Raw genomic sequence first — 22,452 nt, forward strand, 5'->3', positions numbered from 1 at the left:
GCCACTCACGGCTGCACCGCCGACGTGTTCAGCTGGATGTTCTTTGCCTTGCCCGCTTCCACTTTCACGTACGTCACCTCGCCAAAACGATCACGGCCATGCGCCCAGCCTTCGCTGGTGGATGCGCGCAAGGCATCGAGACTGCCGAGTACCGGCAGCGGCTTGCCATCACTGCTCACGGCGCCGGCCGGAGCGCCGTGGATGGCCAGCACGTAATCCTGCAACGCCGGCTTGAATTTGCCGCTGACCGCCGCTGCATGGAAGTTCACCACGTTACCCTCGCGACGCACCGACAGCGCCTGCAGGAAGTAAGCCCCCTGCTCGTAGCCGTAGGTGTCGCCGTCGTCTTCGTAGACGCTGAAAGCCGTTTCGCTGTCGGACGGGAACACCTGCACATCCAGCGATGTCACTGGCTGCTGGCCGACATGGTCCATCACCGGCTGCTGCGGGATGATGGCGCCTTCGCGCACGAACAGCGGCACATCGCTCCAGTTCGTGGCATCGACGCTCAGCGTGATCTCGCGATCGCCCTCGTACGCCTTGCCATCGAACCAGTTGATCCAGCGTCCGTGCGGCAGCTGCAGATGCTTGACCGTCTGGCCCTGCTCCACCACCGGCGAGACCAGCAGGTAATCGCCGAACATCCATGCGTCGATGCGATCGCGCTGGGCGGGATCGTTCGGATAGACGAACTGCAGCGGACGCACCAGACCCACGCCGTTGGCGTGCGACTGGTACTCATAGCTGTAGATATAGGGAATCAGCGAGTAGCGCAGGCGGATCGCCTCGGCCGCGGCCTTTTCGGCGATCGGCCCGTAGACCCACGGCTGGCGTTTCTGGCCGAAGTCGGCGTGCACGCGGAACACCGGCGTGAACGCGCCGAACTGGATCCAGCGGGCATAGTTCTCGGGCACCGGCATCGGCGCCTTGAAGCCGCCGCCGTCCATGCCCCAGTGCATCGCGCCGACATCGAACGCAGCGAGCATGCGCTGGCGTTGCGCGGCCATGCTGGCGAAACCGCTCTGGATATCGCCGGACCACACGCCATAGGCGTAGCGCTGGGCGCCCAGATAGTAGTTGCGGTTGATGGACCACACGCGTTTATTGCTGATGCCGCGCTGACCGTCGTACAGGGCGCGCTGCATGTTGAGAAATTGCGTATCGACGCCGCTGTCGTCGGCTTCGTCGTTCCACCAGCCCACGATGCCGGTCTCGAAGGAATGCTTGAGCGCATCGTTGAAGAACCACGTGCGCACTTCGGGCTTGTCGAAATCCACGTCGCGCACGGGCTTGTGCGAGAAGTAGTCGGGGGCCAGTTTCGACTGCGCCAGCCAGTAGCCGCGTTCGGTGGCTTCGCGCCCTTCCACCGTGTCCACATGCACGCGCGGCTTCATGATGCCGGTCATGTGCATGCCGCGCTCGTCCATCTGCTGCTTGAGCTTGCCGTCGGGGCCATCCGGGAATTTGTCGGTGTTCCAGCGGAATTCGCCCATGTCCTCGCCCCATGCCTTCCAGTCGAAGTCGAAGGTGAAGTTGTCGATGGGGATGTGCTTGGCCCGGTAGGTGTCCACCAGGGTCAGCGCTTCCTTCTGGTCGATGCCCCACTGGCTGTTGGTAAAACCCATCGCCCACTTGGGAAACATCGGCGCCGCGCCGCTGATCTGGCGCACCTGGGCGAACAGCGCATCGGGCGCGCCCACCAGCAGATAGATGGTGTGCACCGCCGTGTGCGGGGCCTGGATGCCGATGCGGGTGGCCGACAGATCGAACTGCGCCGGCTCCGCGTCGGCGAGCACGCCGTAGCCGGCCGTGCTCCACACGAACGGCGCACCGGTATGGCCCTGCCTCCCTGCAGTCGCGATCTGCTTGCTGTTGCGCAGGAGATTGCCGGTTTGCGCATCGAAGGCATTGAGGCCGCCGATGCCGTACTGCGGATCGCCCTTGGTATGCGCCAGCGACCAGCGGCCGTCCATCGCGTGCGAGAGATCGGCGCTGAGCAGCAAGCGCCCCTTGGGGTCTTCCACCTGAAGTTGCGAGCGGCGCGAATTCCAGCGCATGGTCAGTTGCGCTGAACGCAGGATCTRCTCGTCGCCCTGCGTCTCGCGCATCACCTCGACCGGATCGAAACTGGCCTGCTGATCGATCACCGGGGTGGCCGGCTCGCGCGTGCCGTCCACGCGCAACTGCACGATGCCCGGCGCCAGCAGGCGCAGTTCCAGCTTGCCCTGGGGCAGGCTCAGTTCCATCCGGTCGGCGCTGGCGTCGTTACGCACGGCCATGGCCGCCGGCGTGACGGCCATGGCGCCCAGCAGCGCCAATGCAAGCAGGCGCGGCCGCATCAGCGCACCACGACGGTGCTGTAGGCGGGGAGCTGGAGATGGCCATGGTCCAGTGCGGCGTGGGCTTGGGTGGTCAGTTGCACGGCGGCGTCCTTGGGCAGGAGATCCCCCTTAGGTTTCCACACTGCGCTCTTGCCGGAAAGGTTATGCACCACCAGCAGCTTCTGCTTGCCGTCGTTGCGCCAGTAGGCGACCACGTTGGGCAGGCCGGTGGCGACCACGGTCAGGTCGCCGTCGCGCAGTGCGCCGTTCTGGGCGCGCCAGCCAATCAGCGTGCGATAGGTGTTGTACAGCGAGCTGGCATCGTCCTGCTCGGCCTGCACGGACACGGCCTGCCCCTGGTTCACACTCGAAGGCTTCCAGCGAGACTCGCCCGGGCCTGCTTCACGCGTCCAGCGCATCGGCTCGCGCAAGTTCTCGTCGGGCTTCTTGCCTTCCATGCCCAGCTCTTCGCCGTAATAGATATACGGCCGGCCCGGCAGGGTCAGCAGCAACGCGGCGGCCATGCGCATATGCTCGACGTTGCCGTTGAGGCGGCTCATCACGCGTTCCTGGTCGTGGTTGGACAGGAAGGTGGAGTCGATATGCGGGGTGTCACCAGCGACTTTATAAGCGTCGTAGGTGGCCTTGAGCAGATTGCCCAGCTGGCCCGCACGCTCGCTCTTGGCGCTGACGATCAGCTGCTCGGCCAGCGGGAAGTCGAAAATCGAACCCAGCGGCTTGAGGTAGGGCGCGAGTTCTTTCGGCGAGGTGGCGCTGACTTCGCCCACCAGGGTCACGTTCGGGTGCGTCTTGGCCAGCGCATCGTGGTACTCGGTCCACCATGCCACGTTCTTGTCCAGCGCCTTGGCGCTGTGCACGTCCGACTTGAAGTCGACGTAGATGTGTTTGGCGGCATCGAGGCGGAAACCGTCCACGCCCTTGCCCAGCCAGTACTGGCCCACCTTGATCATCTCCGCGCGCACGGCCGGATTGTCGTAGTTGAGGTCCGGCATATGGCCGCCGAAAACACCGATGTACCAGCCATCGTTGCCGGCGTGCCAGATCGGCGTATCGGTGGCGCTGATGGCCTTGAGATCCGGCTGTTTGGACGTCCAGCTATACCAGTCGCGATGCGCGCCATCGGCCTTCTGCGCGTCGACAAACCACGGATGTTCCTTGGCCGTGTGGTTGATCACCATGTCCATGGTCACGGCGATGCCGCGCTTGTGCGCTTCGGCGACGAGATGCTCCATGTCAGCCGTCGTGCCGTACTGCGGATTGATGCCGTAGTAATCGGTGATGTCGTAGCCGTGATAGCTGGGCGAGCTGTTGATCGGCATCAGCCAGATACCGCTGATGCCCAGCGATTTGAGGTAATCGAGCTTGGCCGTGACGCCGTTGAGATCGCCGATGCCGTCGCCGTTGGTGTCGTACCAGGCGCGCACGAAGATCTCGTAGTAGACGCCGGACGATGGCTGGATATTGGAAGCAGGCGGCGGTGTTGCGTCGGCTGCGCGTGCGCCCATCGGCGCGGCGCCGAGCGCAAGAGAGAGGGCGAGCGCAAGAGAACTGAACAGGCGATTCCGGGACATGCTGAGCTCCATTCGAAGGCGACTGGCCATCGACGGAACGGTACACCGGAACGCAGACATCGCATCGGACCGGAAACCGCTACGCCGGGCCTCGCGGTGTGTGGATGCCGTGCAGAACACACAGCACCGGAAAGCATCGCGCCGGCACTCCTTAAGGAGGCCGGCGCGATCGTGGCTTACAGCTTGAAGTTGACGCCGAGGTAGCTGGTACGACCGAAGTACTGGATCGTGCCGGTCTGTGACGGGTCGGAACCGAAGTAGGTACGGGTCGGCTGATTGCTGAGGTTCAGCATCTGGTAGACCACGCTCCACTGGTCGGTGATGTTGTACGAGGCCTGGAAGTCGTACACCGTTTCAGCGGCGAAGGTGACCATCTGGTTGGTCACCGACATCTGCGTGTCGGAGGCGAACTTCGAGCGGTAGTTGCCGGACAGTCGGGCCGAGAACGGACCGTAGTCATAGAACACCGCCGCACTCGCCACGCGCTTGGACAGACCCGGCAGACCGATATACGAGGTCGGACCGCCCAGCGTGGTCGGGTTGCTCACCGTGCTGTGGGTCAGCGCGAGGTTGGCCTGCACACCCAGACCTTCCCAGATGCCCGGGAAGATGTGGTTCTTGGCGAACGACATTTCCAGGCCGGTGACTTCGCCACCCTTGGCGTTGAATGCCGTCTGGTACTCGCCATTGAGGTACGGCTTGCCCGTGGTCGGATCGGTCGGCACCGGGATGCCTGCCGAGGCGAAGTCGAAGTTGTTGTACGTGACTGCCTGGACGAACGACTTGATGTCCTTGTAGAACACGCCGGCACTGACCAGACCGCTGGAGTCCTGGAAGTAGTGCTCGTACGTCAGGTCATACTGCGTCGCGCGCAGCGGATCGAGCAGCGGGCTGGTGCCGCCCCAGACGTTGTAATAGTTCTGGTTGCCTGCGGTCGACACCCACGAACCCGAACCGGCCAGCATCTGGTTGATCGGCGGACGCGCGAGCACCTTGGCGGCGGCGAAGCGCATCTGATCTTCGTCGGTGAAGTGGTAGATCAGGTTGAGCGACGGCAGCCAGTCGGAATAGGTCTTGCCGACGGTGAGCGGCGCGTAGTCGAGGCTGGTGTTGCCGTTGCCGTCGGTGATCGGAATACCGGCGCCATTGCCCACCTGCTGCAGGCCATTGCTGTACTGCGACTGGTGCGAGTAACGGAAGCCGACGTTACCGGTCAGCTCGTGGCCGAACACGTCCTGCGCATCGATGTCCGCCATGAAGTAGACATCGCGGGTCTTCTCGTCGACCGAGCCGCTCTGGATCTCCGACCAGCTCTGGTCGGTGATGTTCTTCACCGGATTGGCCGTGATGCCATGGGCGGCAAGAATCGCCGGGCCGTTGAGCTGCATGAAGCACGGGTAGCCCGAGAACTTGCCGCTCCAGCAGGTGACCTTGGCGGCGCTGGCCGGAATGGTGAGCGGCAGGGTGCCGCTGCCACCCCACTCATTGCCATACACGTAGACCTCGCGGTCCGCGTTGTAGGTGTGATTGTTGACGTACACACCTGCTTCCAGCGCGGAGAACCAGCCGCTGTTGGGCAGGTCGTACTTCACGTCGGTGCGGAACGCCTTCATCTTGTCGTGATAGATGTAGGGGTACACGCCGTAACGCGACAGCGCCAGGTCGTTGAGGTTGGTGTACGCGCCCGGATTGGCGAACGACACCGTGCCGAGGCTGCGACCAGCCAGCTGGTAGGTGGTGGACTGTCCCATCAGCTGCGGGTTGGCGGTGCCAAGACCCGTGTACGGATCAGCCGTGGTGTCCACGTTGATCTCGTTGCTGGTGGCGCGCGATAGCGACAGGTCGGTGTTGACGTGCCAGCGGTCGTGGTTCCACTTCATGTTCAGGCCACCGGAGAACACGCTGGTGTCGGTGGAGTAGTTGTCGGCCGTGGTCTCGTTGGAGAAGTTGCCGCCGCCGGTGCTGGTGATCGTGCCGCCAGTCATCGTGCCGTAGGGGCCAAGCACGGCATTGGAGATCAGCGCCTGGTTGCCGTACATGTTCTGCGAACGGAAACCGTAGCCGAACGAGGTGTTCTTGTACTTGGAGTAGAACGCATCAGCGCCGAACTGCAGTTCGTCGGTGGCCTTCCACACGATGGTGGCGACTTCGCCGGTGCGGCGCTCGGTGCCGCCGTTCTGCTGCAGCTGAAGACCCTGGGTCAGATACGCCTGCTGACCGCTGGGCAGCGTGACCTTGTTGCCATCAGAGGCTTCGCCCACGAACTGCTCGGCCACGTGCGGCTGGTACATCTGCGCCACGCCCAGGCCCACGCCCAGGGTGTCATTGAGGAACTTGCCCTGCCATGCCGCGCTCACGCGATAGCCGGTGGAATTGGCGCCTGCCACATCGCCCGCCTGGCTGTTGTAGCTGCCGCGCGCGTCGATGTTGAGGTTCTGCTCCTTCGGCGCATTGAGCGGGTTGGCCGTCTCCATGCCGATGGTGCCGCCGACGCCGCCGGTGATCAGCGAAGCCTGCGAGGACTTGTACACCGTGGCCATGTTGATCAGCTCGGACGGGTACTGGTCGAACTGGATGTAGTTGCTGCCGCTGGTGGACGGCTGCTCGCGACCATTGAGCGTGGTCTGGATGAAGTTGCCCGAGAGGCCGCGGATATTGATCTGCGAAGCCTGGCCAGCGATGCGCTCAGCGGACACGCCCGGCAGGCGGGTCAGTGCATCGGCAATGGACTGGTCAGGCAGACCGCCGATGTCGGCCGGGGTGATGACGTTCTGGATCGTATCGGCATAACGCTGATAGTCGATCGCCTTTTCCATGCCCTGGTTGTAACCCGTCACCGTGATGGTGGACAGGCTCTTGGCCAGCTGCTCGTCCTGGGTCGGCTTGCCCTGATCGTCCTTCTTGGTGGACGGATTGGTCTGCGGGCCTGCGTCTTGCGCACTGTTGGCGGCGGCAGTGCCGGTCGCGTTTGCGCCCGCATCCGCCGGCGCTGCATGAATATTCGCCGTCAAACAAAGACCGGACGCCAGCGCCAGGGCCAGCACATTACGTTTCAGTTCCACCGTCTTCCCCTCCCACGGGTTTGCACTTCATCTTTGGTTTTGTAGTTGCCGCAGCGATCCCCACAGACCGCCGCGGGCTACGCGCCAGTGCAAGCCGAGAAATCTTCGGAGGGCCCCGTCGCGTGGCGGCCATGGTAGGGCTGCAAAAAACCCCGAACAGGCCTATGCATACGTATTCATGACCCGGTTTTTTTGTGCACCTTTGACAAAATTCTAAGGGGTGCGAGTCTCACGGCCGTTGTCTGCGTACGGTTGGCCGCCACTGCGCATTGCGCTCGGAAAACGGATGACGGCGCGGCTTGCGGAGCTTCAGCGCACCTCGCCGAGCGCAAGTTTCGCCGCTCCGCGACGAAACCTTTTGCTACCTGCTGCATCGCAATATCCCGATTTTCTGAATACGTATGCAGTCGAAGCGTCCGCTTTGCACTCTGCCTTTAAGCTGCCCCCCGCGCTTCGCAATCGGAGCGATTAGATCTGCGCGCGACGCAGGCATTGGGCGGGAACGGGACAAGCGAATGAGTGAAGCACCCTGGTGGCGAGGAGCCGTCACCTATCAGATCTATCCACGCAGCTTCATGGACACCAACGGCGATGGCGTCGGTGACCTGCCGGGCATCGTCGACAAGCTCGACTATGTCGCGAGCCTTGGCGTGGATGCGATCTGGATCTCGCCGTTCTTCCGCTCGCCCATGGCCGACTTCGGCTACGACATCGCGGACTATCGCGAAGTCGATCCGCTGTTCGGCAGCAATGCGGATTTCGACCGCCTGCTGGCCAAGGCGCACAAGCTCGGCCTGAAGGTGATGATCGACCAGGTGCTCAGCCACACCTCGATGGAGCACGCCTGGTTCAAGGAAAGCCGCGAGAACCGCGACAACCCCAAGGCCGACTGGTACGTGTGGGCTGATGCGAAAGCCGACGGCACGCCGCCCAACAACTGGCTCTCGCTGTTCGGCGGTTGCGCCTGGCAATGGGAACCGCGCCGCGGGCAGTACTACTTGCACAACTTCCTGACCTCGCAGCCCGATCTCAACTACCACAACCCCGACGTGCGCCGCGCCGTGCTCGACGAGGTGAAGTACTGGCTGGACAAAGGCGTCAACGGTCTGCGACTGGATGCGATCAACTTCTGCTTCCACGACCGCGAGCTGCGTGACAATCCGCCCAAGCCCGAGGAAAAGCGCGTCGGCCGCGGCTTCAGCCCGGACAATCCGTACGCGTTCCAATACCACTACTACAACAACACGCAGCCGGAGAACATCGCGTTCCTGGAAGAACTGCGTGCCTTGATGGACCAGTACGAAGATGTCGCCGCGATCGGCGAAATCTCCTCCGAAGACTCGCTCGCCACCACCGCCGAATACACCAGCGGCAATCGCCTGCACATGGGTTACAGCTTCGAGCTGCTCACCGATGATTTCAGCGCGGGCTATATCCGCGGCACGGTGCGCAACCTCGAGGCGCAGATGCTCGAAGGCTGGCCGTGCTGGGCCATCTCCAATCACGACGTGTCGCGCGTGCTCAGTCGCTGGGGCAATGGCCATGCCTCGCCGAAGCTGGCCAACCTGCTGAGCGCCATGGTGTGCTCGCTGCGCGGATCGGTGTGCGTGTATCAGGGCGAAGAACTGGGCCTCACCGAGGCGGACGTGCCGTTTGAGTCGCTGCAGGATCCTTACGGCATCACCTTCTGGCCGACCTTCAAGGGTCGCGATGGATGCCGCACGCCGATGCCGTGGAACGGCGGCATCAACGCCGGCTTCAGCGTGGGCGATCCGTGGTTGCCGGTGCCCGCCGAGCATCGCGCGCTGGCCGTGACGCTGCAGGACGCGACGCCCGATTCCACCCTCAACGGCTTCCGTCAGTTCATGGCATGGCGCAAGACCCAGCCGGCGCTGCGCTGGGGCAGCATCCAGTTCATCGATACGCCCGAACCCGTGCTCGCCTTCACCCGCAAGCACGGCGATGAGACGCTGCTGGTCGCGTTCAACCTGTCCAAGACGGCGGCAGCGCTGCCGCTGGCCGGCCTGGGCAAGCTCACTGCCATCGATGGTCATGGACTGAGCCAGGGCACGGCGACGGCCGATGGCCTGAGCCTGCCTGGCCACGGCGCGCTGTTCGCCCGCGTGGACTGACCTCGCTTTCCCCTCTCGACGGCGGCAGCCATGCTTCACGCCGCCGTCGACTTTTCCCTTTCCCTCTGCTCCTATGGTGGCGCGTCGACGACTTGGCGCGGTTTCACAGCGGCGTGACGCGCTCTGGCGATTCTTCGTCCGTCCACCTTTTCAAGGAGCTTTCCATGCGTGCAGTGCTGATCATCCTCGGCGTCATTTTGCTGGCCGGCGGCATCTGGGTCCTGTTGGGCCATGGCAGCTATCAGACCACCGACACCCTCGTGCAGATCGGCTCGGCTAAAGTCAGCGCCACGCATGACAAGGCGTTGCCGCAGTGGGTGGGTATTGCGGGGATCGTGGTGGGCGCGTTGTTGGCGCTCGGTGGGTTCTTCAAGAAGGGCTGATGCCTCCTTAGCTCGTCATTCCGGCGTAGGCCGGAATCCAGTTGCCGTGCATTCGGTTCTCGCGATGCGTCGAAGATCTCTTACGTTCGCGCGAAGACCGCTGCCCGTCGCTACTGGATTCCGGCCTGCGCCGGAATGACGAGCGTGTAAGCTTTTCGCGCCGCAACCTCTCGGAACGCCCATGGAACGCCGCCAATTCCTGCGCCAAGCCAGCGCCACGCTCGCCGTGGCCTCGACCGCGGGACTGGCCGCCTGCACCGCGCCAGCAGTGAAATCGCGCTCGGCCTCTACCGCCTGCTCCCCATCGCTGGCCCCCATCCGCGCCAGCACCGACCGCATCACCGGCGTCTATGTGTGCACGCGCCCGTTCCGTGCGGCAGGTCCGCGCATCGAACTGGAAAAAATCGGCAAGAAAACGTTGGTGCACAACTATGGCCATGGCGGCAGCGGCTGGTCGCTGTCGTGGGGCTCGGGCACGCTGGCGCTGCAGATGGTGCAGGCGAGCGGCGCACGCGAATTGGGCGTAGTCGGCTGCGGTGCGATTGGACTCACGACCGCCCTGCTCGCCCAGCGCGCCGGGCTGGCCACGCGCATCTATGCCAAGGCCTTGCCGCCGGAGGTGTTCTCCATGCGGGCATCGGGCCTGTGGACACCCGACTCGCGCATCTGCGACGCCGCACACGCCCCCGCCCTGGCGGACCGCTGGGAAATGATGACGCGCATTTCCTACGCGCGTTACCAGAGCCTGCTCGGCCTGCCGGGCCAGCCGATCGAATGGATCGACGGGTATTCGCTGGCCGACGCGCCGTTCGGCAAATTCCACGGTGAGGTGGCGGACGAACCCGAGTACGGCGAATTTGCCGACCGCGTGCGCGATCTCACGCCACGCCCGGTGGAATTATCACTAGGCCAGCATCCGTTCCCCGAACCCTATGTGCGTCGCTACACCACGCTGATGTTCAATATCAGCAGCTATGCGAACTATCTGATGAGCGAATATCTTGCGGCCGGCGGCAAGATCGAGATCCGCGAATTCGAACACGCCGAGCAGCTTCAACAGTTGCCCGAGCACACCCTGGTCAATGCCACGGGCTACGGTGCGCGCGCACTGTTCAACGACGATACGGTGATCCCCGTGCGCGGGCAGACGGCAAGGCTGATTCCGCAGCCCGAAGTCACGTACGGATTGCGTACGCAAAATCTCAGCGTGGTGCCACGCAGCGACGGCATCATGGTCCAGGTGATCGGCGACGGCGGCAACTACAACAACCCGGACATCACGCCGCAGCGCGAGGTTTCCGAAGCGGCGGTGCGCGAACTGGCCGATGTCGTTGCCCAGATGAAACGCGACTGAGCGCACGCTTCCAGCTGAAAACCACCTGACGCGCGTTGACGCCACGGCGACGCCACGCCACAAGGGGCGGTGCATACTTGCCCATCGTCCCCGCCGCATCTGCTTCAAGGAGTCCCGCATGCTCGCCATCGCGTCCACCGTGATGAGCCGTCTCCGTTCGCGGACATGCGCTGCGACGCTGACCCTGATGCTGCTGCCGGCCAGCCTGTGGGCGCAGGCGCCGATCCAGATCACGCCACTGCCGGAGGCCAAGCACGCCACCGTCACCCAGCTGGGCGCATCCGAACTCGACGCCCGCAGCCTGCAGCCCTGGCTCGATGGCGAAATGAACGCCCTGATGCAGAAGGGCGAGGTGACCGGCGCCGTGGCGGTGGTGGTGAAGGACGGCGAAATCCTCTATGCCAAGGGTTATGGCGAGGCGGACGCCGAGGCGAAGAAGCCGGTTGATCCGGCCAGCACGATGTTCCGCGTTGCCTCGATCTCGCAGTTGTTCACGTGGACGGCGGTGATGCAGCTGGTCGAGAAGCACAAGCTCGATCTCGATGCCGACATCAATCGCTATCTCGATTTCGGCATCCCCGCGCGCGATGGCAAGCCGATCACACTGCGCGACCTGATGACGCATACAGCGGGCTTCGAGGATGTGCTGAAGGATCGCTATGCCGCGGATCCCGCATCCCAGATGCCTTATGACGCCTGGTTGAAGCAGTGGGTGCCGTCGCGCATCTATCCCGCAGGCGAAATTCCCGCGTATTCCAGCTACGGCGCCACGCTCGCCGGATACATCGTGCAGCGCGTGTCCGGACAGCCGTTCAACGACTATATGGAGCGGCATATCCTGGCGCCGCTGGAGATGAAGCACGCCAGCTTCCGACAACCGCTGCCGGCCCCGCTGCAGGCGGACATGGCGCTCAATTACGGCAAGCGGGATACGCCGCCGCATCCGTTCGACTTGCGCACGGCGGTACCGGCAGCGGCCTTGTCTGCAAGCGGCGAGGACATGGCGCGCTTCATGATCGCGCACCTGCAGTACGGCCGTTCCGGCAACGCGCAACTGCTCGAACAGGCCACCGTGCAAACGATGCAGAGCTACCAGCGCGCGGCGATTCCCGGTCTTCCTGGTATGGCCCTGGGCTTTGCGCATCTGGATCATGGCGACCAGATCATCCTCGGCTATGGCGGCTCCCATGCCGGCTTCAACGGCCTGCTCGCGTTGTTTCCCGATCATCACACCGGCATTTTCCTCGCCACCGATGGCGGCCAGGGCCACCCTCTGCTGCGCGAGTTGGTGAACCGCTTCTCCGATCGCTATTTTCCGCCGTTGCCGCAATTGAAGCCGGCCACGCTGGCCACCGACAAACAACATGCGGCGCAACTGGCAGGTCGCTATACCTCCAGCATCACCTCGACCGACAACCTGCTCGCGCTGCGCAACCTGTTTCGCCAGACCATCATCAGCATCGCGCCGGACGGCACGCTGCTTACGCCGATGTTCGGCGCAGCGCATTGGCGTGAAGTGAAGCCGTATCTGTGGCTGGATGATGCCAGCGGCCGGCACCTCGGCGCGCTGGTGCGCAACGGCAAGGTGAGCATGCTGTCGGTGGATACGGTGTCGCCGATCGAGGTGTATCTGCCGGCCAGCGGCTGGCCGGCCTCGCGTGTCCTTGGCATGGTCATCGCGATGCTCGGCGCGTTCGCCCTGATCGCCTTGTCGTGGCCCGTCGTGGCGCTGCTTCGTCGGCGCGAGATATCGACGCTCACGGACCAGGACCTGCGTTGGTATCGCCTCAGCCGGCTCACCGCCATTCTCTACCTGCTGTTTGCGGGTGGCTGGTGCCTGCTGCTGCCGCGGCTGGGCGTGGCCCAGCTGGACACGCGGCTGCGACTGCTCCACATGGTCGGCATCCTGGCGGTGCTGGGTACGCTGGGAGTCGCCATGGAATGCTGGCGCGCCTGGCGCCGTGGCGGCAGCTGGTGGCGCCGGATCAGCGCCACAATCCTGCTGTTGACGTGTCTCGCCGCCATCGCGTTCATCGCCTGCTGGCACCTGCTGAGCCCGGGTCTCAACTACTGAGGCCCGACTCGGGCACCCTGGCGGGAACGGCCTTGCCTCCCCCGGTACAATAGGCAGGATGGATGTCTCCCACCTGATCGACAAGCTCAACGACGCGCAGCGCGAAGCCGTATGCGCGCCTCCTGGCCACTATCTCGTGCTTGCGGGCGCCGGCTCCGGCAAGACGCGCGTGCTCACGCACCGCATCGGCTGGCTCACCCAGGTGGTGGGCGTGTCGCCGTGGTCGGTGCTCGCCGTCACCTTTACCAACAAGGCCGCCGGCGAAATGCGCGCCCGCCTGGACCAGCTGATCCCGGGCGGTACCCAGGGCCTGACCGTGGGCACCTTCCACGGCATCGCGCATCGCCTGTTGCGCCGTCACTGGCGCGAGGCGGGCCTGCCGGAAGGTTTCCAGATCCTCGACGCGGATGACCAGCAGCGCATCATCAAGCGCGTGATCGCCGGGCTTGGCCTCGACGAGGCACGCTTTCCGCCGCGCCAGGCGACGTGGCAGATCAACCAATGGAAGGACGAAGGCAAGCGCGCGGACACCATCGAGCATCGCGACCACCCGATGACGCGCACCCTGGTGCAGATCTACCAGGCCTATGAAGAATCCTGCCGCCGAGCCGGCCTGGTGGACTTCGCCGAGCTGCTGCTGCGCGCGCACGAACTGTGGTTGCACAACCCGTCCATCCTCGATCACTACCGCGATCGCTGGCGCCACCTGCTGATCGACGAATTTCAGGACACCAACACGCTGCAGTACGCGTGGATCCGCGTGCTCGCCGGCCACACCGGCCAGGTGTTCGTGGTGGGCGACGACGACCAGGCCATCTATGGCTGGCGCGGCGCGAAAGTGGAAAACGTGCAGCAGTTCCTGCGCGATTTCCCCGGCGCCAAGACCATCAAGCTCGAACAGAACTACCGCTCCACCTCGACCATTCTCAAAGCCGCCAACAGCGTGATCGCCCGCAACGGCGGCCGCCTCGGCAAGCAGCTGTGGACGGATGGCGGCGAAGGCGAGCGTATCGCGCTGTACGCGGCCTACAACGAACAGGACGAGGCACGCTTCGTCATCGAGCGCATCCGCGAGTACGTCGCCGAGCATGGCCAGGCGCGCGATTGCGCGATTCTCTATCGCTCCAATGCGCAGTCGCGCAACTTCGAAGAACAGCTGATGCAGCGGGATATCCGCTTCCGCGTCTATGGTGGTCAGCGCTTCTTCGATCGCGCGGAAATCAAGGACGCGCTGGCCTATCTACGCCTCTCCTCCAACCGGCAGGACGACGCCGCGTTCGAGCGCGCGGTGAACACACCGCCGCGCGGCATTGGTGATCGCACGCTGGATGTGTTGCGCCGTCGTGCCCGCACCGAACGCAGCTCCATGTGGGAGGCCGCGCTCAGCGAACTCAGCGGCGGCAGCGAGCTGGCCGGCCGCGCAAAGAACGCGGTGAAGGCCTTCCTCACCATGATCGAGGACATGGCGCGTGCCTTCGCGGGCGCAGGCGTTGGCGACGCGCTCGCCCTGGCCGAACAGATCGACCACGCCATCACCCACACCGGCCTGCGCGACTTCTACGAAAAGGACAGCCGCGGCAACGCCGAATCGCGCGTGGAAAACCTGGACGAACTGGTCAACGTCGCCAGCCGTTTCGAGCTGACGCCCGATGACGAGGAAGCAGGCCTGAGCGAATTGTCGGCCTTCCTTTCGCACGCCGCGCTGGAAGCCGGCGAAGGCCAGGGCGAAGCCTGGGATGACTGCGTGCAGCTGATGACGCTGCATTCGGCCAAGGGCCTGGAATTCCCGGTGGTGTTCCTGGTCGGCATGGAAGAAGGCCTGTTCCCCAGCCAGCGCTCGGTGGAAGACGAAGGCCGCCTGGAAGAAGAACGCCGCCTCGCCTACGTGGGCATCACGCGTGCACGCGAACGCCTGTTCATCACCTATGCCGAATCGCGCCGCATGCATGGCGTGGAAATGCTCGCGCGCCCATCACGCTTCCTGGCGGAAATTCCGCCCGAACTGATCGACGAGGTCCGCCCGCGCGTGCAGGTGAGCCGCCCGCTTTACGGGGCACGTCCGAACAGCGGATCGAAGTCGCTGGAAGAGAGCATGCCGCTGACGCTTGGCCAGCGCGTGAGCCACCCCAGTTTCGGCGAAGGCATCGTGGTGACGGCCGAGGGCAGCGGCGCGCATATGCGTATCCAGGTCAACTTCGCCAACAGCGGCAGCAAGTGGCTGGTCTATGCCTATGCCAATCTGACACCTCTGTAGCCACGCCCATGAGCGACCAGCCCTCCCTGCGCGACAACCTGCGACGCCTCGTCGACGTCCAGCAGGGCTTGGCTTATGTATACCGCCACCAGCCATGGACGCATCGCCTGGTGCAGGGCTTGTGGTTCGCCTTGCAGGCGCTGCTGGCGGCAAGCAGCGCCTATGGGCTGGGCCTGCTGCTGCATACCCAGCAGGCCTTCTGGGYAGCCATCACGGCCATCGCGGTGACGCAGCAGACCTATCTGGATACGCGCTCGTCCTCGCGCGACCAACTGATCGGCGCGCTGGTGGGCGGCGTCGTAGGTTTCAGCGCCACGTTGTTGCTGGGCGAGCAATACAGCGCCTACGCCGTGGCCATCGTGGTCTCCATCACCGCCTGCTGGCTGCTGGGCGTTGGCAGCGCGGGAAGGCTCAGCGGCACAACCACCACCATCATCATGCTGGTGCCGCATACCGGATCGTTCTGGTTGATCGCCCTCACGCGCGTGGGCGAAGTGGCGCTGGGCATCGTCTGCTCGCTGGCCGTGGTGATGCTGGCCGAGCGCGTACAGCGCTGGTGGGTACGCCCAGGCGACTGAGTCGCCTTATGATCTGGCCGATGAACGCAGGAAGGTTCGACGGGAACCGCCGGCCGATGGCGGGCTCCCATCTTTCGATGCATTCGACCCAGGCCATGCCATGACCGACATCTCCGATAGCAGCCCCGAAAGCCAGCGCGCGCGCCTGGACCACGATATCTGCGTGCATATCTTCACCGCATCGGCCGCGATGGTCGGCGTATGCCTCACCGTGATCGGCATTCTTCGCGTGGTGATTTCGCTGCGCAAAGAGGACCTGCTCGGCGACGACCTGCTGGCCTTCAACTCGATGCTTTATCTCGCCTCGTGCCTGCTCTCGTACTGGGCGCTGCGCACGCGCAGCCTGGGCCGCAACCATCGGCTGGAACGCATGGCCGACACCATTTTCCTGGTAGCCCTGGTGTTCACCGCAATCAACGCCGGCTTCATCACCTGGGCGATCTCGGCCAGTTAGCCGACGTGACAGACCATGGCCGGCGCGCCATGATCTTGCCCGCCGTCAGGGGGAGTGACGGAGAAGCCATAGGTACGTTGCAGGGCCGCAGGGTCCTGCGACGTGGCACCCGACATTCGGCCGGACATTCGAACGCATATGCAGACACCGTGGTTCCTGGATCACCTCGGCCTCACCACCGCGGCCGACGCCGCTGATATCAAGCGTGCATACGCCGCGAGGCTGAAACAGGTCGACCAGTCGACCGACATCGGGGGTTTCACGCGGCTGCGCGAGGCGTACGCCGCCGCCACTGCATGGTGTCGCCGCGCCAGCGACGGCGCAGCCGCGGAAACTGCTCCGCTGGCAGCCGCGCCGGCACCGGCCCAGCTGCCTCCGTCCTCGGCGACGGTTGCTGCCACGACCGAGATGCCGCTGCCCGATCCGCATGCGCCGGTGAACGTGGCGAATCGCGCCTTGCAGCAACTGGCGCAACGGCTGGGCTGCGGCGAACCGTTAGACGTGGTGTTCAGCGAACAGCTGATCGGCCTGCGAGGCGAACACCTCCAGGTCACGGCCATCTTCGAAGCCATGCTGATCGACGGGCTTGCCGCGATGCGCCTGCCGCAACGGCTTGCGCTGTTCGATGCTGCCTGCAACCAGTTCGGTTGGAACGACGTCATCCATGTGAAGCAAATGGGCGCGCGTGGAGGGTGGATTCGTGCAGTACAGGAAGAAGAGATCGCATGGAGGCGGACTGCGACAGCCACCGGTTGCAACGACCTTTTCGATCGCCTTGGCGGCGCACCACCGCTCGATCGCCCCGACCTCGTACCCTCGCACTTCACGCGTGACGCTACCCTTCGCTGGCCGGACATGCAGCAGTTATTGCAGAGCTATCCGCATTACCTCGCGCTGCGCGTCGAGCGCTCAGCGCTGGCGGCCTGGGAACAGGCATTCGCGGCACTACCGCCGCGAGACAAGGCGATGGCGGAGTCGTTCTCCAACCTGCCTTCGCCTGCGGCGTATCGACAGGCAGCTCCGCCACGCACGCGCACAAACTATGGCGGCAGGTTGGGCGCTGTCGTCGGCGTCATCGGGTTGATCAACGTGTTCAGCCATGCGTTCAATAGCGAGCCGCACGCGCCAACAACCGCTACATCGGTGCCAGCGGTCACCGCGCCACTGGTGTCTCGTCCTTCCTTCACGCTGCCCGAGCATGTCGCCATCACCCAAGGCAATTGCGAGCGCATCGAGCATGCTGTGCACGAGCCGGACTGGTCACCACCACTGGATCCAACTCAGTTGCATCGCCTGCGCGATGCCACCTTGTCCTGCCTGCGAGGCGGCCGGTGGCCTCATTGGCGCATGGCCGATCCCCAACTGGCACAGCTGGGAATTCAGACCTGAAGACGATGGATGGCCTGCCGCCCGCTTATTCGGGCAAGCGCGGCACACCGTGTTCGCTGCGCTCTTCCACCGCGATGGGGCGGGTGTCCAGGCGCGCCGAGCGCGCACCCTGCGGCAACGGGGCAACCGCTTCGCCACGCGCCAGCGCCAGGGCATTGCGGTAACAACGCTGGGCCAGCGCGGCATCGTCCTGGCCGGCGTAGACGTCGCCCAGCGATTCCCACGCGCCGCTGCTGGGCGTGAGGGCCAGCGAACGTTCCAGATACTGCGCCGCCTTGCCCCACAGGCCCTGGCGTACGCACATGCGGCCCAGCGTGAGCAGCAGCGCGGCATCGTTGGGATGGGCGTCGAGCCACGACTCGGCGCGACGCAGGCGCGCTTCGATATCTTCACCGCCGAGCGCACCGTAGGTTTCGATCAACAGCGGCGACCACTCGCGACGCAGTGCCGATTCCACTTCGTCCATCGCCGGCAACACCATGCCGAACGATGCCGCCTGGCGCGCATAGGCGTCCACCGCCGCAGGCACGCGACGCTGGGTCTTCGGGAGTTGCGACCACAGGGTGTTGAGCGCAGCCGCGTCGGAGGCTCCGCGCAGTGAAGCGGCCAGCACCTGGCCTTCCAATACGGCAAAGGTCTTCGTGCTGAGCGAGCCACTCTTTTGCAGTGGCTCCAAGGCCTGTCGCGCCCGCCGCGTATCGCCGCTGGCGAGGGCAGCAAGCGCGAGTTCGCGCCAACCACCGGGCGTGAGGCTGCCGGCGTCGGCATCGGCCGCCAGCAGATTCACGGCTTCAGCAGGACGACCCTCGCGACGCAGTACCCGGGCGCGCAGCACGCGGGCGCCACGCGGTGCGACCTGGGCCGCGTCGTCCAGCGTAGCGAGCGCGCGACTGTTTTCGCCGCGACGCGATGCGGCCTCGGCCGCCGCGAGCAAGGCAGGACCACGCAGCACATCCAGACGCGAGGCACGATGCAGATCGCGCTCGGCATCGCCGTGGCGACCTTCCATCAACGCGAGCAGGCCATCACTCATTTTCCGGCGGCTCAGCCGGCGATGGCGACGGGTGAACGCGCCGAACGGCCAACGCACGGCAAACCAGAGCGCGCTCAGCAGGGCCCAGGCCAGCAGCAGGATCACAATCGCGGCAACCGCCGTGGTTTCCGCCTGCCAGCCGCGCAGCTGCACCAGCACGTAGCCTGGATCTTCCGCTACCCAATGCCAGCCGAACGCGGTCAGTGCCGCCACGATCACCAGCAGCAGTATCCAGCGCCACAACGTCATGACTTGGCTCCGGCCGAGCTGCTGGCCGCGGGCTTGAGTGCATGCACGGCGCGCAGATTGCGCAGCTCGCCCAGGGCCGCACCCAGCTGCACCGCCGCACCGGGCGGCTGGGCAAGCAGGCTCGCCAACTGCGTGCGCGCCTGCTGTACCGGCGCGGCGTTGATGTCGAACTGCGCCGCGATGCCGGCATCGGCGCGCTTGAGCGCCGCGATGTAGGCGTCGCGATCGGAGGCCAGCAGCGCCGCCTGCGCTTGTGCCAGATCGATCGAAGCGAGCTCGCGCGCGAAGCGTGCATCGGCCACCGACAGCGGTGCGCCATTCGTGCGCTGCACCTTCACCACTTGATCGAGGGCGCCCATGATGCGCGACCAGCCGCCGGGGGCGCTGTCCGATGCCGCGGCATCCAACGGCTTGAGCGGCAGTTCCATGGTCGCAGCGCGCAGATTGCTCAACGTGTTCAGCGCGGTGTCCACATTCATCGTCTGCGTCTTGCTCAGCGCTTCGCGTTCCGCGCCGACGCTCTGGCGCAGACCGGAGAAGGCGCCGTCGTTGACCGCGGCGAGTGCCTGGTCGGCGAGCGCATAGGCAGCGAGTGCGCCCTGGGCGTCGTGGAACAGGTCGTAGCGTTCCTTGGCCATGCGCAGCAGCGATTCGGTTTCGTCCAGCAACATGGCGTCGTGGCCGGACAGCGTCTTTTCGGACAGCTTGGTCACTGCGTCTTCGAGATTGCGCGTGCGCTCGGACTGGCTCAGCAGCTCCTCGCGCAAGGAGCGATTCACCTGATCGGCATCGCCCAGGCGCTGGCGCAACAGATTGCGCTCACTGTCGCTGGCGCCGAACGCACTCTCCAGGGTATCGACGCGCTGCTTGAGTCCGCTGAGCGCCGCATTGCCGGCGGCATTGCCCTGTTCCTGCCGCCATTGGCGCCAGCCCACATAGCCGGCGCCGCCAAGGGCAAGCAAGGAGATCAGCAGGGCCACCGCCAGGGTGCCGCTGCCGCGCCGGGCTGGCGGCGTCACGCGCTGGGCGCGGGGATGGGTGTCTGAACGCGCGCCCGCAGGCGCACCACGATCGAGGAAGGAGTCGTCTTGGCTCATGCGCGACATGCTAACAGCCCACGCCGGGGGGCTCGCATCAAACGCGCGTGAAGGCGTGGGGTTCCCGCAGGAAAACGCCTAAGAACGGGCTGCGGCTGCCAGCAAGTTGTCCGATAGCGCCGAGGCTGCCACCGCGACGCGCCTGAAGCCGGCAGCATGCGCGGCCTCGGCGAGCCGCTCGCTGCTGGCGATGGCCACCGCCCGGATCAGCTGCGCATACGCATCGGCAGGCAAGCCCTGCTTGAGGTTATCCAGCGCTTCGGCGCTGGACAGCAGCACTCGCGCGTCAACCGGCAATTGGCGGATGGCATCGAGCTGACGACGCTGCCAGCGCGGCGTGCCGCGGCGATAGACATGCACCTCGCGCAGCTGTGCACCACGCGCAAGCAGTTCCGCACGCAGCACGCCGCGACCACCCGGCGCACCGATCAGCGCCACCCGGCGGTCCCGCACCTGAGAAAGCCCGGGTTGTTCCAGCAGACCTTCGCTGTCCTGGCGCGCCAGCGGGGCAAGCGCATCGACACCATGGCGCGCCAATGCCCGCGCCGTGCCCTGGCCTACCGCAAGCACGGTGGCGGTGGTTCGCAACGGCGCCAGCCGGGCGGCAAAACGTACGGCGGCGGGGCTCGTGTAGATCAGCAATTGGTCGCTCAATGCGGCACGCAGCTCGATAGCCGCCGCCTCCGCATCATCGACCGCACGCAGCGACAAACCCGGCAACAACAGCGGCACGCCGCCCATCCGCCGCACCCGCCGCGCCAACGGCGAACCCGTACCGGCCGGGCGCGTGATGACCACGGTGCGTCCGTCCAGCGCGGGCTCGGCAAGGGTCGGGGATCGCGTGCTCATGGGCCTCTCCGGGGGTGCCGGGGAGTGTAGCGGCCCGGGCCGTAGCGGTGCTGTCCCGCCTGGGTGCGTAAACTACGCCTTCCCCCCATGCCTACCCCGCGACGATGAGCAGCACCGAACGACACACTCTTGCACGCAAGCTGGTCAACTTCATGCGCGATGAAATTCCCCTGGCGCAGACCATGGACGTCAACTTGCACGGCTGCGACGAGCAGCAATTCTCCCTCGCCGCCCCCTTGGGCCCGAACATCAACGACAAGGGTTGCGCCTTCGGCGGCAGCCTGGTCAGCGTGATGACGCTCAACGGCTGGGGCCTGGTCGAACTGGAACTGCGCATGCGCGGCCTCGAATGCGACCTGTTCGTCGGCGAATCCACCGTGCGTTACCTGGAACCGGTCTGGGAGGGCTTCGTCAGCGAAGCACGCCTGGCCGAAGGTGCGAACTGGGTCACCTTTTTCGACACGCTCGACTCGCGTGGCCGCGCCCGTATCGAGGTGACCTGCCTGGTACCCGGCACCGGTACCAAGCCCGCCGCGACACTGGAAGCCCGTTTCGTGGCCAAGCGACGCTCCCCCGACGCCGTATGAAAAAGTCTTTCTGCTTGGGCACAATGCAGGCCTAGTCCAAGGGGAATGCCAGATGCGCCGCGTCCTGATCCCGCTCGTCACGCTGTCCGTGCTTGCACTCGGTGGCTGTGCCACCAACAAACGCAACGACGACCTCACCACCACGCTCAATGCGTACGCCAGCGCGGTGCGCTGGGGCGACTTCAACGCCGCCCTGGTGTTCGTGGACCCGAAGGTGCGCGAGGCCCATCCGATCTCGCCCCTGGAGATGTCCCGCTACCAGCAATACAAGGTCAGCGGCTATGACGACGGCAACGGCGTCGTACCCAATGGCCAGCTTGAAGTGAAGCAGACGGTGAAGATCAACCTGGTCAACGTGAATACTCAGGCTGAGCGCACGGTGACGGATCACCAGACGTGGCGTTATGACGCTGAGAGCAAGCACTGGTATCTGGAGACGGGGTTGCCGGATATCAGTGGGAAGCCGATGTAGGGTGAGGTTGATTCGGCCGATGGCCGCGGTGCGGGTTAGTTCGTCGTCCCGGCGGTGACCTTTTTTTTGATCGTCATCCCGGCACAGGGGCTCCTGTTTTTTGCTCGTCCTCTCGGCGCAGGCCGCCCTTTGCTCGTCATTCCGGCGTAGGCCGGAGGCGCTTTTCAACGGCCAAAGGGCTGGTCATCCAGTCTCGTCAGTCTCCGGTCGTCGCCTCGAGGCCAGCGTGCCGCCTGCGCGGCGGGCGTTTCGATCGGCTGCCGCCGACCGAGTCACTTTTCTCTTGCTGGCCCAAGAGATCCCTCGGGACTAGCTTCGCGTCGAAAGTAACCCAAAGAGAATGGCCTGATAACGCCCGCAGCATCGTGTTGGGATAAGCCCGAGCGCTCGAGACGCGCTGTTGCGGGACAACCTCCGAGGGTACACAGGGGATACTTCCAAGCGCTGCGCAACGCGCCCGAATCGCTGAGGACTTAAAGCGGGGCCTCGCTTCGCATCGGCTTTGGGCATCGCTCATTTTCTCTCCAACGCCCGCTTGTCTGTGGGAGCGCACCCTGTGCGCGACAGCCACG

The 22,452-nt window shown here is 65.0% G+C and carries 16 protein-coding genes; 10 read left to right on the forward strand and 6 right to left on the reverse strand.

Going from position 1 to position 22,452, the window contains the following annotated elements:
* Positions 1-5: 5 nt before the first annotated feature.
* The 3 genes from AC1DMG_RS02505 to AC1DMG_RS02515 form a co-directional block, all read right to left on the reverse strand.
* On the reverse strand, positions 6-2,339 hold the full coding sequence (locus AC1DMG_RS02505) for a glycoside hydrolase family 31 protein (RefSeq protein ID WP_477180154.1): 2,334 nt from the start codon (positions 2,337-2,339) through the stop codon (positions 6-8).
* Positions 2,339-3,913, reverse strand: coding sequence for an alpha-amylase family glycosyl hydrolase (locus AC1DMG_RS02510; protein ID WP_441604844.1), 1,575 nt, complete (start codon positions 3,911-3,913; stop codon positions 2,339-2,341). The genes AC1DMG_RS02505 and AC1DMG_RS02510 overlap by 1 nt, the downstream gene beginning before the upstream one ends.
* Before the next feature lie 176 nt (positions 3,914-4,089).
* Positions 4,090-6,975, reverse strand: coding sequence for a TonB-dependent receptor (locus tag AC1DMG_RS02515; protein ID WP_441604845.1), 2,886 nt, complete (start codon positions 6,973-6,975; stop codon positions 4,090-4,092).
* Between the two features lie 515 nt (positions 6,976-7,490).
* Here AC1DMG_RS02515 and AC1DMG_RS02520 point away from each other — a divergent pair.
* From AC1DMG_RS02520 to AC1DMG_RS02555, 8 genes are all read left to right on the forward strand, one after another.
* Complete coding sequence (locus AC1DMG_RS02520) at positions 7,491-9,107, forward strand: alpha-glucosidase family protein (protein ID WP_441604846.1); 1,617 nt, start codon at positions 7,491-7,493, stop codon at positions 9,105-9,107.
* Positions 9,108-9,271: 164 nt separating this feature from the next.
* The gene (locus AC1DMG_RS02525) at positions 9,272-9,490 is read left to right on the forward strand and encodes a hypothetical protein (RefSeq protein ID WP_441604847.1); all 219 of its coding nucleotides are present in this window, start codon (positions 9,272-9,274) and stop codon (positions 9,488-9,490) included.
* Between the two features lie 181 nt (positions 9,491-9,671).
* The gene (locus tag AC1DMG_RS02530) at positions 9,672-10,844 is read left to right on the forward strand and encodes an FAD-dependent oxidoreductase (protein WP_441604848.1); all 1,173 of its coding nucleotides are present in this window, start codon (positions 9,672-9,674) and stop codon (positions 10,842-10,844) included.
* 118 nt (positions 10,845-10,962) lie between these two features.
* Positions 10,963-12,918 (forward strand): serine hydrolase domain-containing protein, encoded by a 1,956-nt coding sequence (locus tag AC1DMG_RS02535; RefSeq protein WP_441604849.1) that lies wholly within the window; start codon positions 10,963-10,965, stop codon positions 12,916-12,918.
* Between the two features lie 58 nt (positions 12,919-12,976).
* Positions 12,977-15,172, forward strand: a complete 2,196-nt coding sequence (gene uvrD / locus AC1DMG_RS02540) for a DNA helicase II (RefSeq protein WP_441604850.1) — start codon at positions 12,977-12,979, stop codon at positions 15,170-15,172.
* 8 nt (positions 15,173-15,180) lie between these two features.
* Positions 15,181-15,750 (forward strand): FUSC family protein, encoded by a 570-nt coding sequence (locus AC1DMG_RS02545; protein WP_477180155.1) that lies wholly within the window; start codon positions 15,181-15,183, stop codon positions 15,748-15,750.
* A gap of 100 nt (positions 15,751-15,850) precedes the next feature.
* Entirely contained in the window at positions 15,851-16,204 is a 354-nt protein-coding gene (locus AC1DMG_RS02550) for a hypothetical protein (protein ID WP_441604852.1), read from the forward strand.
* 102 nt (positions 16,205-16,306) lie between these two features.
* On the forward strand, positions 16,307-17,593 hold the full coding sequence (locus tag AC1DMG_RS02555) for a hypothetical protein (RefSeq protein WP_441604853.1): 1,287 nt from the start codon (positions 16,307-16,309) through the stop codon (positions 17,591-17,593).
* A gap of 25 nt (positions 17,594-17,618) precedes the next feature.
* On the opposite strand, the gene AC1DMG_RS02560 is transcribed toward AC1DMG_RS02555, so the two are convergent.
* From AC1DMG_RS02560 to AC1DMG_RS02570, 3 genes are all read right to left on the reverse strand, one after another.
* Entirely contained in the window at positions 17,619-18,875 is a 1,257-nt protein-coding gene (locus AC1DMG_RS02560) for a heme biosynthesis protein HemY (protein WP_441611487.1), read from the reverse strand.
* The gene (locus AC1DMG_RS02565) at positions 18,872-19,972 is read right to left on the reverse strand and encodes a uroporphyrinogen-III C-methyltransferase (RefSeq protein WP_441604855.1); all 1,101 of its coding nucleotides are present in this window, start codon (positions 19,970-19,972) and stop codon (positions 18,872-18,874) included. The genes AC1DMG_RS02560 and AC1DMG_RS02565 overlap by 4 nt, the downstream gene beginning before the upstream one ends.
* Positions 19,973-20,050: 78 nt before the next feature.
* The gene (locus AC1DMG_RS02570; protein WP_441604856.1) at positions 20,051-20,821 is read right to left on the reverse strand and encodes a uroporphyrinogen-III synthase; all 771 of its coding nucleotides are present in this window, start codon (positions 20,819-20,821) and stop codon (positions 20,051-20,053) included.
* A 104-nt stretch (positions 20,822-20,925) separates the two neighbouring features.
* Here AC1DMG_RS02570 and AC1DMG_RS02575 point away from each other — a divergent pair, with 104 nt between their 5' ends.
* Both AC1DMG_RS02575 and AC1DMG_RS02580 read left to right on the forward strand, forming a co-directional pair.
* A complete protein-coding gene (locus AC1DMG_RS02575) occupies positions 20,926-21,408 on the forward strand; it encodes a YiiD C-terminal domain-containing protein (RefSeq protein WP_441604857.1) in 483 nt (160 codons plus the stop codon).
* A gap of 52 nt (positions 21,409-21,460) precedes the next feature.
* Positions 21,461-21,880, forward strand: coding sequence for a hypothetical protein (locus tag AC1DMG_RS02580; RefSeq protein ID WP_441604858.1), 420 nt, complete (start codon positions 21,461-21,463; stop codon positions 21,878-21,880).
* Positions 21,881-22,452: the final 572 nt, after the last annotated feature.

This window comes from Dyella sp. 01N36 (assembly GCF_056399745.1).

Bases quoted from the DNA above. Each gene is read 5' to 3' on its own strand.
- AC1DMG_RS02510 (WP_441604844.1), bottom strand. From the start codon at position 3,913: ATGTCCCGGAATCGCCTGTTCAGTTCTCTTGCGCTCGCCCTCTCTCTT.
- AC1DMG_RS02520 (WP_441604846.1), top strand. From the start codon at position 7,491: ATGAGTGAAGCACCCTGGTGGCGAGGAGCCGTCACCTATCAGATCTAT.
- AC1DMG_RS02525 (WP_441604847.1), top strand. From the start codon at position 9,272: ATGCGTGCAGTGCTGATCATCCTCGGCGTCATTTTGCTGGCCGGCGGC.
- AC1DMG_RS02530 (WP_441604848.1), top strand. From the start codon at position 9,672: ATGGAACGCCGCCAATTCCTGCGCCAAGCCAGCGCCACGCTCGCCGTG.
- AC1DMG_RS02535 (WP_441604849.1), top strand. From the start codon at position 10,963: ATGCTCGCCATCGCGTCCACCGTGATGAGCCGTCTCCGTTCGCGGACA.
- uvrD (WP_441604850.1), top strand. From the start codon at position 12,977: ATGGATGTCTCCCACCTGATCGACAAGCTCAACGACGCGCAGCGCGAA.
- AC1DMG_RS02550 (WP_441604852.1), top strand. From the start codon at position 15,851: ATGACCGACATCTCCGATAGCAGCCCCGAAAGCCAGCGCGCGCGCCTG.
- AC1DMG_RS02560 (WP_441611487.1), bottom strand. From the start codon at position 18,875: ATGACGTTGTGGCGCTGGATACTGCTGCTGGTGATCGTGGCGGCACTG.
- AC1DMG_RS02565 (WP_441604855.1), bottom strand. From the start codon at position 19,972: ATGAGCCAAGACGACTCCTTCCTCGATCGTGGTGCGCCTGCGGGCGCG.
- AC1DMG_RS02570 (WP_441604856.1), bottom strand. From the start codon at position 20,821: ATGAGCACGCGATCCCCGACCCTTGCCGAGCCCGCGCTGGACGGACGC.
- AC1DMG_RS02575 (WP_441604857.1), top strand. From the start codon at position 20,926: ATGAGCAGCACCGAACGACACACTCTTGCACGCAAGCTGGTCAACTTC.
- AC1DMG_RS02580 (WP_441604858.1), top strand. From the start codon at position 21,461: ATGCGCCGCGTCCTGATCCCGCTCGTCACGCTGTCCGTGCTTGCACTC.